This is a genomic window from Streptomyces sp. NPDC044921 (assembly GCF_056432865.1).
This window is the reverse complement of the sequence record NZ_JBWKIF010000023.1, coordinates 71,835-84,776: the sequence shown is the minus strand read 5'-3', so window position 1 is coordinate 84,776 and position 12,942 is coordinate 71,835. Positions and strand designations below refer to the sequence as shown.

Sequence of the window (12,942 nt, the reverse complement as noted above, 5' to 3'; positions counted from 1 at the left end):
CCGGGCCCGCCGCACGACGAATACGCGACGGGAGCATGAACGCAAGCGGTTGCAAAGTGGTCAGCCACGAGCGGAATCGGAATGTTTCAGGCCTATTAACCAGCATGTGGAAATCGGCCATCTGGCCGCTTCGCGACACCGAAGTCCGTGCGGTTACGGGCTTCACCCGCTCCGGTTCCGTAACTTCTCGCCACTGATTCAATACGCAAGGTTACTGAAACCCGTGGGGTCGATGTGTGTTTCCGTCGCGGACTCGGCAGACTCGCGCTCGCCGACCCGGCACCTACCGGGCACGGGACGGCACACCCTGTAGTCGAGCGGAAGGATGCACACAATGCGGACCACCGCGCGCTGGGCCATGACTGTCGGAGTGACGGCCACCGCCGTCTGCGGACCCCTTGCCGGGGCCGCGCTCGCCGACCCGGGTCAGGCCCCCACCGCGCTCTACGCCCCGTCGGCCCTCGTCCTCACGGTGGGCCACGGCGAGAGCGCGATCTCCGCGACTCCGGAACGCGCGGTCACCCTGACCTGTGCCCCGCGGCCCTCGGGCACCCACCCGGCCGCCGCCCAGGCCTGTGCGGAACTGCGCGGCGTCAGCGGCGACCTCAACGCCCTGACCGCCAAGGAGGGCGTGATGTGCACCAAGCAGTACGACCCCGTGGTCGTCACCGTGGACGGGGTCTGGCAGGGCCAGCGCGTCTCCTACGAGCGCACCTTCTCCAACGAGTGCATGAAGAACGCCTACGGCACGGGCGTCTTCTCCTTCTAGGGGCCGGCACTCCCATGAACCGGGATCGCGCCGTTCCCGTGAGGCACAGCGGGCCGTGGCTGGGGAGCCGGGCCGTTGTCACGGGGAGCCGCGATCTCGTCCAAGGGGGCCGGCGGGCGGAGTGGGGCCGCCCGCCGGCCCTCGGGCCTCAGGTGTCCCGGGGGTCAGGCCCGGTCGCGGTGGCTCGTGTCGCACCACGGATAGCGGCGGCTGCGGCGGCAGGTGCACAGCGCCACGCGGAAGCGGTCGGAGGAGACGACGGAGCCGTCCTCCAGCTCGACCTCCACCGGGCCCTCCATCAGCAGCGGACCCTTGCGCTGGACGGAGACGCGGCGCGGTGCGCCGGGCGACCGGTCAGACGGGGAGTTCGGCACGGATCACCACCAGCTCTTCCTTGTCCTCGTCGGCGGACAGCAGCCCCCGCTCCCGCAGCCACCGTTCCCGGCCGCGCAGCACGGGACCGAACGCGATCCGCTCGCGCCGGGTCACCGCGGCCTTCAGCCCGGCGGCACGCAGCTGCGACACGGTCAGATCGGGACCGCTGAGCGCCGACTGCACCAGCAGCAGCACCCCGCCCGGGCGCAGCAGTGCGGGCGCCTCCCGGCAGATCCGGTCGACGACCAGCCGCCCGTCGCCCCCCGCGTCCCACGCCCGGGCCGCACCGCGCGGCGCGCGGTGGCCGTCGGGAGCGGGCACGTACGGCGGATTGGCCAGAATGAGGTCGAAGGTCTCTCCGCGCACGGGACCGAAGAGGTTGCCGTGCCGGATGCGGACACGCAGCCCGGCCAGCCGGGCGTTCAGCCGGGCCGCCAGCACGGCGCCCCAGGACACGTCGACGGCGGTGACCCGCAGACCGCGCCGGGCGGCCTCCAGGGCCAGGGCGCCGGACCCGGTGCCCACGTCGAGTACCTCCGCGCCCGGCGGGAGCGGTTCGTCGGACAGGGCACCGGCCAGCAGCTCGGTGTCTTCCTGCGGGGCGTACACGCCCGGGAGTACCAGTGGATTCACGGGCGCCGAGTACCCCGCTGTTCAGGAGATATGGGTCGCCTCGCGGGCAAGCGGTTGACACAGTGACGAACGTGACGCGCGCCAGTCCGCCAGCAGCCGGGCCCCGAGACGCTCCTCGACGAACTCGGTGGCGTCGATCCCGAAGGCGACGTCCGCGGCGAGGTGCGGCTCCTGCTCCAGCAGTCCGCCGATGACCTCGTGCCGCACGACCTGCTCGTGGACCGCGTCGGCCTCGACGTGCTCGTCGTAGAAGTGCTCGGCCGCGGGCCCGGCGCCCGTGCGGCGCATCGCCTCGGCGAGTCGCCGTGACCCCGGCGACGAGGTGATCTCGACCGCAGCGAAATGGCCGACCAGGGCGCCCCTGAGCGACCGGTGCAGACCGAACAGGGACATCATGTTCACCGTGACCAGCGCCTCGGCGGACGCCGCGTCGAGGTAGCGGCCGTACGTGGTGTCCAGGCCCAGGTCCGTCATCAGGTCGGCGAAGAGGCGGGCGTGCACCCGGTCGGCGCGGCCCCCGCCCCACTCGTCGAACTCCACCGCCGCCATCCCCGCCTTCGCCCGGCCCCACAGCCGCGGCAGCACCCAGGCGTGCGGGTCGGCCTCCTTGAGGTGGTACAGGGAACGCTGCGCCGCGTATTCACGCAGGTGCCACAGCTCGCCCTCGTCGCGCAGGAAGTAGGAGACCCCCTTGCCGTCCACGGGCTCCACCAGCAGCTCCGCCAGGGCGTCGTCGACACTGTCGTGGACCTGCGCGTCGGTGCGCAGCGCGGACAGGAAGCGGTGCTCCATGGCCGCGCGCACGCGCAGCAGGTCGGGGTCCCACTCGCGTTCCGCGGGAACCCCCGCGAAACCGCGGTAGTGCAGCTCGTAGCAGAGATAGAGGGCGAGCTGGAGGTCCTCGCCGTACACCGCGGCCCGGGCGACGTCCTCCATGCGGGGCAGCCGGCCCGCGCCCCGCAGATACGCCTCGACGCCCCTGCTCAGCGGGCCGCGCGGCGTCGGCAGTCCTGGTTCTTCGTGCTCCATGGGCGCCGGGTACCCGGACGGGGCGCAAGGTCACCGCCGGAACCGGAGATCCCGGTCATGGCCCCGCGGCGACGGCGCGGGCCCGGGGGGCCGGCGGCCGCGTGGTGCACCGCCGTGACCGGCCCTCCGGGCCCGCACCGGGAACGCCTCTCACTCTCCTTCGACCCGCTCCTGGGCGCCGGTGTTGGGAGAGATGGCGTCACCGGCCTCACCCCGGTGGCGCCGCCGCTCGGCGGAGTCCTGGGTGCGCGTCTCGGCGTCCTCGATCTCGCGCAGGACCTCCTCGAGAGCCGTCTCGGGCTGCTTGCCGGACTGGTCGCGGTCCTGGTCGTGGGACACGGGGTCTCCTTTCCTCGGTGCGGTGTGCGCATCGCCGGTGGGTGCGCGGGGTGGCAGGCCTCAGTTCGAGGCGGTCGCGATGCGCAGTGGTACGGGCTCGGCCGGGGCGGTCTCCGCGTTGCGCCGGATCACCTCAGCCCACCAGGACGGGCCGTCCTCGATGTGCCGCAGCATCACGCCCTCGCGGATCGCCCAGGGACAGACGGTGAGGGTCTTGAGGCCGGTCAGTTTCATCGCCGTGTGCCCGACCACGGCGCCGGCCAGGCTCTGCGCGGCCCGCGGGGCGGAGATGCCGGGCAGGCGCGCGCGGTCGGCGGCGGGCAGCGCGGCCAGCTGCGTGATCGCCTCCCGCAGGTCGGCCCGGCGCATCTCGCGGTCCACGAACGGGCCGTGGCGCCCGGGTGCGGCACCGCACAGCCGGCCCAGCTGCTGGAAGGTGCGGGAGGTGGCGACCGCGGTGCGCGGGCCCTCCCAGCGGATCCGGGCCGCGACGTCCCGCAGCTGGTGGCGGACCTTGCGGCGCAGTTCGCGCAGCCGCTCCGGGGAGGGCGGGTCCTCGTCCTCGAAGTACTCGTGGGTGAGCCGTCGCGCCCCCAGCGGCAGTGACGCCACGAAGTCCGGCAGGCGGCCGCGCCCGAAGGCGACCTCCAGGGTGCCGCCGCCGATGTCGAGCAGGGCGAGCGGGCCGGAGCGCCAGCCCATCCAGCGGCGGGCCCCGAGGAACGTCAGTTCCGCCTCGACCTCGCCGGGCAGCGTGCACAGGTCCACGCCCGTGCGGGCCCGCACGGCCTGCAGGACCTCCAGCCGGTTCGGCGCGTTGCGCACCACGGCGGTAGCGAAGGCCAACGGTTCGGCCGCGCCCCACCGGCCGGCCGTCCTGCTCGCCTCCGCCACCGCGTGCACCAGCTGCTCCACGGCCTGCTCCGGAATGGGTCCCCCCGGTGTGACCTGCTCGGACAGCCTCAGACGCCACTTGGCGGTGTGCACGGGCAGCGGCACCCCGTCCTCCGCGTCCGCGACCACAAGTCTGACCGTGTTCGATCCCACGTCCACCACGCTGATTCGCATGCGCGGTGGGTACCCATTTCCGGCCCGGACCAACGGATGGGTGCGGGTGACAGGGCGAGGATGCGCCACCGGACGGCGGGAGGGGGCGGCCGCGTGCCCGCACGGGCGCGGGACCAGGGTGACGGGTGCGCCGGCCGCACCGCGCGAACGCCGTCGGTGACGACCCAGGCCACGCCCCAGGTCAGCGGTACGTCCCAGGCGTGCGTCCCGGGTGCGGGAGCGGCCACCCGCGGCGCGCGGCGCGCGGACGCGGACCAGAAAGGCCGGTTCGCGTCCGCCGCGACGGCCGTCGCGGGTGCTGGACGGCACGGGAAGCAGCCCGTTCCGAGGGGCGGCACGTCACGCCATCTGGCGCCGCACCAGCTCGTGCAGCCGGCCGGTCGTGTCCGCGAGCAGCTGTGCGGGCGGGCCCTGCTGGACGACCTTGCCGTCCTCCATCACCACGACCCGGTCGGCGTCCAGCACGGTCGACAGCCGGTGCGCGATGACGATCCGGGTGGCGTTCAGGGCCTTGGTGCTCTCGATGACGGTGCGCTGCGTCTCGTTGTCGAGCGCGCTGGTCGCCTCGTCGAAGAACAGGATCCGCGGCCGGCGGATCAGCGCCTGGGCGATCATCAGCCGCTGGCGCTGGCCGCCGGAGACGGCCCCGCTGCCCGAGACGATCGTGTGCAGGCCCATCGGCATCCGCTTGATGTCCTCCGCGAGCCCGGCCATCTCCGCTGCCGCCATCGCCTCCTCCGGCGTGTACGGCTCGGTGCCGCAGATGACGTCCAGGATCGAGCCGGTGAACGGCTGCGCGTGCTGCAGCACCACCCCGCACTGGCGGCGCACCGCCGACTGGTCGAGAGCCGCGAGGTCCTGGCCGTCGTACAGCACGCTGCCCGAGACGGGCCGGTCGAAGCCGATCAGCAGTCGCAGCAGCGTCGACTTGCCGCAGCCGCTCGGGCCCACGATCGCGACGAACTCGCCCGGCCGCGCCTCGAACGACACGTCGTCCAGGACCAGTGGCCCGTCGTCCGCGTAGCGGAAGGACACCCGCCGCGCCTCGATCGCCCCGGTCAGCGGACCGGGCCGGGTGCTCGCCGCGCGCACCTCGGGCGTGGCGTCCAGCACCGGCTTGACCTCCTCGAACAGCGGCAGCGCCGCCACCGCCGAGACGAAGGCCCCGGTGAGCTGGGTGACCGAGGTCAGCAGCATCGTCACCGAGGTGTTGAAGGCGAGGAACGCCGCCGCCGACATCGAGCCCCGGGCCGGACCGGCCAGCAGCATGAACATCAGCAGCGTGCACACCGGCAGGTACACCGCGCCCAGCACCGAGGTGACGTTCTTGATGCGTCCGACCTTCTGCTGGAGCTCCCGGCTGCGCGCGAACTGAGCGGCCCAGGCGGCGTAGGCGTAGTTCTCGGCGGCGGCCACCCGCAGCTTGGGCAGGCCGCGCAGCGTCTGGAACGCCTGGTTGTTCAGCTTGTTGGAGAGCACCACCAGCCGTCGCTGCCAGCGCACCTGCCACAGCCCCAGCCCGAGGAACACGGCCGCGATGACGACGAGCATGCCGATCGCGGCCAGTGCCATCGGCACGCTGAACCACAGCAGCAGGCCGAGGTTCATCGCTCCGACCGTCACCGACTGGGCGACCGTCGGCCCGACGCCCGCCAGCAGCCGGCGGATGGAGCTGATGCCCATGGCCGCGCTGGCCAGTTCGCCGGTGGAGCGCTCGGTGAAGAACTTCGTCGGCAGCCGCAGCAGCCGGTCCCACACGGCCGGTTGCAGCGTGGCCTCGATCCGGCCCTCCAGCCGCAGGATGGTCAGGTTCTGCAGCAGCATGAACGCCGCCGCCACCACGCTGCTGAGCATCACGGCCAGACACACCTGCACGATCAGGTCCGTCTGCGCCTTCGGCACGAACTCGCCGAGCACCTTGCCCGTGGCGAGGGGCACCAGCGCCCCGATCGCCACCGTGACCAGGCCGCTGAGCAGCAGGGCCGTCAGGTCGCCGCGCATGCCCCGTACGCAGAACCGCAGCAGCCGCAGCGGGCTGAGCCCCCGCTCGGGCAGCGGACGGTAGAACATCACCGCGCGCGGCTCGAACTCGTCGGCGTTGGCCTTCTCGACCGGCGTCTCACGCCCGGTGGAGGGGTGGACCGCGACATAGCCGCCGCGCCGCCACAACAGCGCCACCGGCGCGCCCGACAGGGCCCGCCGGCCGACCAGCGGCCCCACGTCGTCCCGCCACCATCGTCCGTCGAGGCGCACGGCCCGGGTGCGGACCCGGGAGGCCAGGGCGACCTGTTCGACCGGGTCGAGGCGGTCGCCGCCGGTGCCCTTCTGCGTGGGCTCGGCGAGGCTGATCCCGGCCGCCTGCCCGACCAGCCGGCACGCCGCGTACGTGGCGTCGGCGTCCGCCGCGGTGGTGCCCTTCGAGGACCGCTCGCCGATGGAGGCCAGCAGGGTCCGGTCGGCCTGGGCGCGCACCGCCTCGCCCGCCTTGATGCCCTCGGCCGTGCGGTCCTCGTGGGTGCGCTCCAGCTGCTCGATCCAGCGGTCCAGCGTGGTCAGCAGCCGGTACTGCTGGTCGACCATGGACTGCCACAGCGCGGGGTCCATCAGCAGGTCGGCCGCCGCCTCCGCGCCGTAGAGCGAGCCGTACTGCACGCTGCCGGGCGGCACCTGCATCCAGAACACGTCGTCGTCGGTGGGCGCCGCGGCCCGCTCGGTGGCCATCGGAGCCTGGAAGAGGATGGACAGGCTGCGGCCGACGCCGAGGGCGAGCGCGTACTCCAGGGGGCTCGTCGTCGGCGGTACGTACTGCGGGTTGCCGTACTCGTCGTACGACCAGGTCGCGGTGTTCGCGGGCTGGTACAGCTCGCGCAGGCCGATGCGGTGCACCACGCAGTCCCGCAGCGGGCGGGCCACGAGGGTGTGCTGGGGTCCGGCCACCGGGCCGAGCACCAGCGAGCCCGCCTCCAGCCGGCCCAGGTGGTGCCAGTGGCCCTGCCGGCCGGCGTCGACCGCGAACAGGTCGACCGCGCCGGACGCGACCAGCCACAGCACCTGGGGGCCTTCGAGGTCGAGGCGGCTGAACCCGGCGCAGTCCAGGCGCGAGCCCAGCTGCCCGAAGGCGCCGAGCACCAGGTCGCCGTCGTGTCCTTCGTGGACGGTCGTCATCTCACCGTTCCCTGACCAGTGCCGCGTAGGCGCCGCCGCGCGCCACCAGTTCCTCGTGCCGTCCGCGCTCGACGACCGTGCCGTGCTGCAGGATGACGATCTCGTCACTGTCGCGCACGGTGCTCAGCCGGTGCGCGATCACCACGCAGGCGCAGCCGCGCCGGCGCAGGTTGTCCATCACGACCAGCTCGGTCTCCGCGTCCAGCGCGCTGGTCACCTCGTCGAGCACCAGGATGCTGGGGCGGCGCACCAGCGCCCGCGCGATCTCCAGCCGCTGGCGCTGCCCGCCGGAGAAGTTGCGGCCGTCCTGCTCGACCTTGCTGTGGATGCCACCGGGCCGGCGCGTGATCACGTCGTACAGGGCGGCGTCGCGCAGCGCGTCCTCCACCGCGTCGTCCGGGATCGACGGATCCCACAGCGCCACGTTGTCGCGGACCGTGCCCTCGAAGAGGAACACGTCCTGGTCGACGAAGGAGACGGAGGCGGCCAGCGCCCCGCGCGGGATGTCCTCGATGCGCTGCCCGTCGATGCGGATCACGCCCTCCCACGGCGCGTACAGGCCGGAGATCAGCCGGGACACCGTGGACTTGCCGCTGCCGGAGCCGCCGACCAGCGCCACCTGCTGCCCGGGTCCGACGGTCAGGTCGAAGCCGGTGAGCAGCGGCTTGTCGAGCGGGCTGTAGCCGAAGGTGATGTTCTCCAGCTCGACGTGGCCCTGCAGGCGGCGCGTCGACTCGCCCGCGCCGGGGCGGCCGTAGAGCGGGTCGGCCTTGAAGTTCTCCACGTCCTTCAGCCGGGCCACGTCGGCGGCGAAGTCCTGGATGCGGCCCGCGACGCCGTTCAGCCGGGTCAGCGGCGCGGTGAACCGGGTGACCAGGGCCTGGAAGGCGACCAGCAGGCCGACCGAGATGTGCCCCTCGACCGCCCGCATGCCGCCGATCCAGAGGATCAGCGCGCTGTTGAGGGTGGCGAGCGTCGGCGCGACCACGCCCAGCCAGGCGCTCGGCACCCCGAGCCGCTGCTGCTCCTCCAGGGTGGTGGCGTGCTGCCCGGCCCACTTGCGGAAGTAGGCGTCCTCGCCGCCGGTGGCCTTCATCGTCTCGATGAGCTGCAGGCCGGTGTAGGCGGTGTTGGTGAGGCGGGCCGTGTCGGCGCGCAGCTTCGCCGTGCGGGTGGCGCGCAGCCGTACGACGACCCGCATGGCCACGATGTTCAGCAGGGCCACGCCGATGCCGACGAACGTCAGCTGCGGGTCGTAGGTGTACAGCAGGACCGCGTACAGCACGACCACGATCGCGTCCACGCCCGCCGCCGCGAGGTCGCGGGAGAGGGTCTCGGCGACGGCGTCGTTGGACTGCAGCCGCTGCACCAGGTCGGCCGGGCTGCGCTGCGAGAAGAACGTCACCGGCAGCCGCAGCAGATGCCGCAGGAAGCGGGCGCTGGACAGCGTCGAGGAGATGATCCGGCCGCGCAGCAGGTTGGCCTGCTGCAGCCAGGTCAGCACGACCGTGAGCAGCACGCACGCCGCCATCGACGCGAACAGCACCCCGAGCAGCGAGGTCCGGCCGCCGATCAGGAACTCGTCGATGTAGGTGCGGCTGAGCGCGGGCACCGCCGCGCCGACCGCGACCAGCAGCAGGCTCGCCAGGACGGCGGCCGGCAGGGTGCCCGCGGTGCCGCGCAGCCGGGCGGGCATCGCGCCGAGGACGCCGGGCCTGCGGCCGCCTCGCGCGAAGTCCTCGCCGGGCTCCATGACCAGCACGACACCGGTGAAGCTGCCGTCGAAGTCCTCCATGGGCACGAACCGGCGGCCCTTGCCGGGGTCGTTGATGTAGACGCCCCGGCGGCCGAAGCGGCGGCCCATGCCGTCGTAGACGACGTAGTGGTTGAACTCCCAGAACAGGATGGCCGGCGACCTCACCTCGGCGAGGGCCGCCAGGTCCATCTGCATGCCCTTGGCGGTCAGGCCGTAACTGCGGGCCGCCTTCAGCAGGTTGCTGGCGCGCGAGCCGTCGCGGGAGACGCCGCAGGCGATGCGCAGTTCCTCCAGCGGGACGTGCCTGCCGTAGTGGCCGAGCACCATCGCCAGGGAGGCGGCGCCACACTCGACGGCCTCCATCTGCAGCACGGTGGGGGTGCGGACGGTCTTCGCCCCGGCCTTGGGCACCTTGCGCTCGGGCGGGGCGGCGCGGCGCCTGCCCCGGGTCTCCTGTGCGGCCGGGCTCATGGCAGCAGCCAGTCGACGGGACGCTGGTCGGCCAGCTTGATGGAGCCGGAGGCCGGCGTCATGGACGTCAGCTCGAACGGTGGCCCGTCCGCGGAGGACCACGCGTAGCCGCTCTTCGTGGCGGAGGACTTGTCCAACCGGACCGTCACGGCCACCGGCCTGCCCTTCTTCGTGAACTGCTCGCCGAGCTGGCTGTCCCCGAGGAACGCGGCGATCTGCTGCGGCGACTGGGCCGAGCGGTCCACGGACTTCACGTGGCCGCGCAGCACTCCGTACTCCTGCGCCGGCACCGACTGCACGGTGAGGTCGACGGGAGCGCCGTCGGGGATCGTGGCGGCGTTCTGGGCGGGCACGTAGACCGTGGCGTAGAGGGGGTCCCCGGTGCGGGCGACCTTCTCGACGGCGGCGACGTTCGCGCCGGTCCGGATGATCTGCCCGACGCTCGCGGCGAGCGCGGAGACGCGGCCGGCGTCGAGCGTGCGGACGACGGTCTCGCCCTCGGGGGTGCGGACCTTGAGCACGGGGGAGTTCGCCGGGAGCCGTTCGCCCTGCTCGGCGAGGACCGCGGTGACCTGGCCCGCGACGGGGCTCTGCAGGACGTAACTGCCCTGCCCGTGCGTGAGGATGGCGGGCGCGCCGACCGTGGAGGCCACCGAGCCGGTCACCGCCCACACCGAGGCGGCCGCCATCGCGACCACCGTCACGGAGAGGACGAGCCAGCCCTGCGGTCGGGCGAATCGCACCGGCAGGTCGAGCTCCTCCGGTGACTGGAGTTTGGCGAGGGCCTGTTGGCGGAACTGCAAGGAACTTCCCTCACCCGTAGAAGAGGTTCTTACGGAGGTGGCGGAGGCTGTCGGGGTGCCCTGTCACGGCACCCGAAGATCCCGGAACCGCCGGCTGCGGCTCCGGGAGTCAACGGCACTGGCCGGATCAGAGACCGGCGACCAGGTTGGTGACCGGGGCCGTGTTCAGGCCGGTGACACCCTCGACGGTGCCGACGGCGGTGTTCACCAGGCCGGAAACCGGAGCGATGCCGTCCACGGTGTCGGTGACGGTGTTCACGGCGTTCACGGACAGGCCGCCGGAGACGGCGTCGAGCTCGGCGTCGGCGATCTCGACGGTCTCGACCTGGGGGGTGGAGTTCATGATGGAACTTCCCTTCATATGGATATCTCACAAGGGGGGAGCGGCCCCCTCTGGGGACAGATGACGGCCGCGACCACGAGCGCCGGACACGCGTTTCCGCATGCCCTTCGCGGCCCCCGCGGTGCGATGGATCAAAGCACGCTGCGGGCGCGGGCTTCCAATCAACCACCCGCCTCACCAGGCAACTTGCGGCGCAGAAGGGTCCGTCCGTGCAGAATCGCGCACGCCTTGGTGGCGACTTCTTCACATGCGTCACGGCATCGGCTCATTCCACGTCCTGAATCGCCGGACGGCGAATCCGGCACTCCGGACCCAAAGGAGTGACCGACGCGAAGGGCATGGGGAAGACCCGATTTCCGGTGACCGGGTTGAGTATTCGATGTGCAGATTCGCTGGAGGCGGGATTCAACTCGCCGACCACAACGGAGCGTTCCCGTGTGGACACGGAACGTGTCGGGTTGTCGAGGTCGTGGGGGCCGTCCCTCTGACAGGCCGTCACCCGGCCGCGAAAGGGTAGTTGGCTGATTCCGCCGGCTGATTTCGCAGTGCGAAGGGGCGACTTGTAAACGGAATTGAACGCCCCGAGTGGCCCGTGCGTACCAACAGCCATCCAGGCGCCCCCCAGGACGCTGCCGGACGGCGGCACCCACTCCGTCCCCCAGGAGGAGAGAAGTTTGAGTCACAAGCGAATCCCGAAGCGCAAGGCCGCGATAGCGGCGGGCGGCGTGGTGGCGCTCGGCGCGGCCGCGATCCTGCTGCCCAGCGCCAACGCCTCGCAGGACGGTTCGTCCGACGGAGCGGCGGTCGCGCCGAAGACCCTCAAGGCCGGCGACGCCTCGGATCTCGCCTCGCAGCTCGCCGGGGTCCTCGGTGACGCGTTCGGCGGCTCCTACTACGACGGCGACAGCCGGCAGCTCGTCGTCAACGTCGTACCGGGCGACGACAACAACGTGATCGCGCAGGCCAAGGCGGCGGGCGCGAAGGTGCGCGAGGTCGACAACAGCTGGTCGGAGCTCCAGCAGGGGGCGTCGACGCTCAAGTCCGAGGCGACCATCGCGGGCACCTCGTGGTCGATCGACCCGCGCACCAACAAGCTCCTGGTGACGGCCGACAGCACCGTGACCGGCGCCAAGTGGGACAGACTGGAGTCCACCGTGCGGAGCCTCGGCACCGGCATGGCGACCCTCAAGAAGTCCGCGGGCACCTTCAAGCCGTTCGTCTCCGGCGGCGACGCCATCTTCGCCGGGGGCTCGCGCTGCTCCCTCGGCTTCAACGTCACCGCGGGCGACGGCTCCCCGGCGTTCCTGACGGCCGGTCACTGCACCCTCGGCGGCAACGAGTGGTCCGACACACAGGGCGGCCGGCCGATCGCCACGGTCGACCAGTCGACCTTCCCCGGCAACGGCGACTTCGCACTCGTGAAGTACGACGACCCGGCGACCGAGGCACCCAGCGAGGTCAACCTCGGCAACCAGACCGTCCAGATCACCGAGGCCGCGGAGGCGACCGTCGGCCAGGAGGTCTTCCGGATGGGCAGCACCACCGGGCTCGCCGACGGCCAGGTCCTCGGACTCGACGCCACGGTGAACTACCCCGAGGGCACGGTCACCGGCCTCATCCAGACCAACGTCTGCGCCGAGCCCGGCGACAGCGGCGGCTCCCTGTTCACCCGGGACGGCCTCGCGATCGGCCTGACCTCCGGCGGCAGCGGCGACTGCACGGTGGGCGGCGAGACCTTCTTCCAGCCGGTCACCACGGCGCTGGAGGCCGTCGGCGCGACCCTCGGCGGCGGCGCCGCGGGCGGCGGAGCGGGCGCGGACGCGGGCGACGAAGCGGGCGCCGGTGCGGGTGACGAGGCCGGTGCCGGTGAGGAAGCGGGCGCGGGCGCCGGGGACGAGGCCGGTGCGGGTGCCGGTGCAGGTATCGGTCAGGGCGCCGGTGCGGGCGAGGAAGCCGGTGTCGGTCAGGACGCCGGGGCCGGTCAGGACAACGGCCGGGGCGTCGAGGACGACTCGGGCCTGACCGAGTCGCGCTGACCCCCCACCACGTCGGCAGCCGGTCCGACGCCGCCGGGCCGGTCCCCGCCCCCTTCTTCCCTGGCGGGGACCGGCCCGGGGGGGGGGGGGCCCCCCCCCCACCCCCCCGGGCCCCCCCCCCCCGGGGGCCCGCCCCCCCCCCCGGGGGGGCGGCG

Annotated in this window: 11 protein-coding genes; 2 read left to right on the top strand and 9 right to left on the bottom strand. The window is 72.8% G+C overall.

Annotated features, from left to right (window positions below; genetic code table 11):
• Positions 1-334 precede the first annotated feature (334 nt).
• Entirely contained in the window at positions 335-769 is a 435-nt protein-coding gene (locus AC07DA_RS29795; protein ID WP_479131327.1) for a protease inhibitor, read from the top strand.
• 164 nt (positions 770-933) lie between these two features.
• On the opposite strand, the gene AC07DA_RS29790 is transcribed toward AC07DA_RS29795, so the two are convergent.
• From AC07DA_RS29790 to AC07DA_RS29750, 9 genes are all read right to left on the bottom strand, one after another.
• Positions 934-1,143 carry a CDGSH iron-sulfur domain-containing protein gene (locus AC07DA_RS29790; RefSeq protein ID WP_479131326.1) on the bottom strand — a complete coding sequence of 70 codons (210 nt, stop codon included), beginning with the start codon at positions 1,141-1,143 and terminating at the stop codon, positions 934-936.
• Positions 1,124-1,777: a HemK2/MTQ2 family protein methyltransferase gene (locus AC07DA_RS29785; RefSeq protein ID WP_479131325.1), complete on the bottom strand. Its 654-nt coding sequence runs from the start codon at positions 1,775-1,777 to the stop codon at positions 1,124-1,126. Before AC07DA_RS29785 ends, AC07DA_RS29790 begins: the two co-directional genes overlap by 20 nt.
• Before the next feature lie 21 nt (positions 1,778-1,798).
• On the bottom strand, positions 1,799-2,806 hold the full coding sequence (locus AC07DA_RS29780; RefSeq protein WP_479131324.1) for an iron-containing redox enzyme family protein: 1,008 nt from the start codon (positions 2,804-2,806) through the stop codon (positions 1,799-1,801).
• Between the two features lie 150 nt (positions 2,807-2,956).
• Positions 2,957-3,145, bottom strand: a complete 189-nt coding sequence (locus AC07DA_RS29775; protein ID WP_479131323.1) for a hypothetical protein — start codon at positions 3,143-3,145, stop codon at positions 2,957-2,959.
• Between the two features lie 60 nt (positions 3,146-3,205).
• Positions 3,206-4,213: a Ppx/GppA family phosphatase gene (locus AC07DA_RS29770; protein ID WP_479131322.1), complete on the bottom strand. Its 1,008-nt coding sequence runs from the start codon at positions 4,211-4,213 to the stop codon at positions 3,206-3,208.
• Positions 4,214-4,552: 339 nt separating this feature from the next.
• A complete protein-coding gene (locus tag AC07DA_RS29765) occupies positions 4,553-7,378 on the bottom strand; it encodes an NHLP bacteriocin export ABC transporter permease/ATPase subunit (RefSeq protein WP_479131321.1) in 2,826 nt (941 codons plus the stop codon).
• Between the two features lies 1 nt (position 7,379).
• Positions 7,380-9,605: an NHLP family bacteriocin export ABC transporter peptidase/permease/ATPase subunit gene (locus tag AC07DA_RS29760; protein ID WP_479131320.1), complete on the bottom strand. Its 2,226-nt coding sequence runs from the start codon at positions 9,603-9,605 to the stop codon at positions 7,380-7,382.
• Positions 9,602-10,408 carry a hypothetical protein gene (locus AC07DA_RS29755; RefSeq protein ID WP_479131319.1) on the bottom strand — a complete coding sequence of 269 codons (807 nt, stop codon included), beginning with the start codon at positions 10,406-10,408 and terminating at the stop codon, positions 9,602-9,604. The genes AC07DA_RS29760 and AC07DA_RS29755 overlap by 4 nt, the downstream gene beginning before the upstream one ends.
• 127 nt (positions 10,409-10,535) lie before the next feature.
• Positions 10,536-10,751, bottom strand: coding sequence for a type A2 lantipeptide (locus tag AC07DA_RS29750; RefSeq protein ID WP_184980091.1), 216 nt, complete (start codon positions 10,749-10,751; stop codon positions 10,536-10,538).
• 674 nt (positions 10,752-11,425) lie between these two features.
• Between AC07DA_RS29750 and AC07DA_RS29745 the strand changes: the two genes are divergently transcribed.
• Positions 11,426-12,787: a S1 family peptidase gene (locus AC07DA_RS29745; protein ID WP_479131318.1), complete on the top strand. Its 1,362-nt coding sequence runs from the start codon at positions 11,426-11,428 to the stop codon at positions 12,785-12,787.
• Positions 12,788-12,942: the final 155 nt, after the last annotated feature.

Coding starts and splice junctions, on each gene's coding strand:
- AC07DA_RS29795 (WP_479131327.1), top strand. CDS start 335: ATGCGGACCACCGCGCGCTGGGCCATGACTGTCGGAGTGACGGCCACC.
- AC07DA_RS29780 (WP_479131324.1), bottom strand. CDS start 2,806: ATGGAGCACGAAGAACCAGGACTGCCGACGCCGCGCGGCCCGCTGAGC.
- AC07DA_RS29770 (WP_479131322.1), bottom strand. CDS start 4,213: ATGCGAATCAGCGTGGTGGACGTGGGATCGAACACGGTCAGACTTGTG.
- AC07DA_RS29765 (WP_479131321.1), bottom strand. CDS start 7,378: ATGACGACCGTCCACGAAGGACACGACGGCGACCTGGTGCTCGGCGCC.
- AC07DA_RS29760 (WP_479131320.1), bottom strand. CDS start 9,605: ATGAGCCCGGCCGCACAGGAGACCCGGGGCAGGCGCCGCGCCGCCCCG.
- AC07DA_RS29750 (WP_184980091.1), bottom strand. CDS start 10,751: ATGAACTCCACCCCCCAGGTCGAGACCGTCGAGATCGCCGACGCCGAG.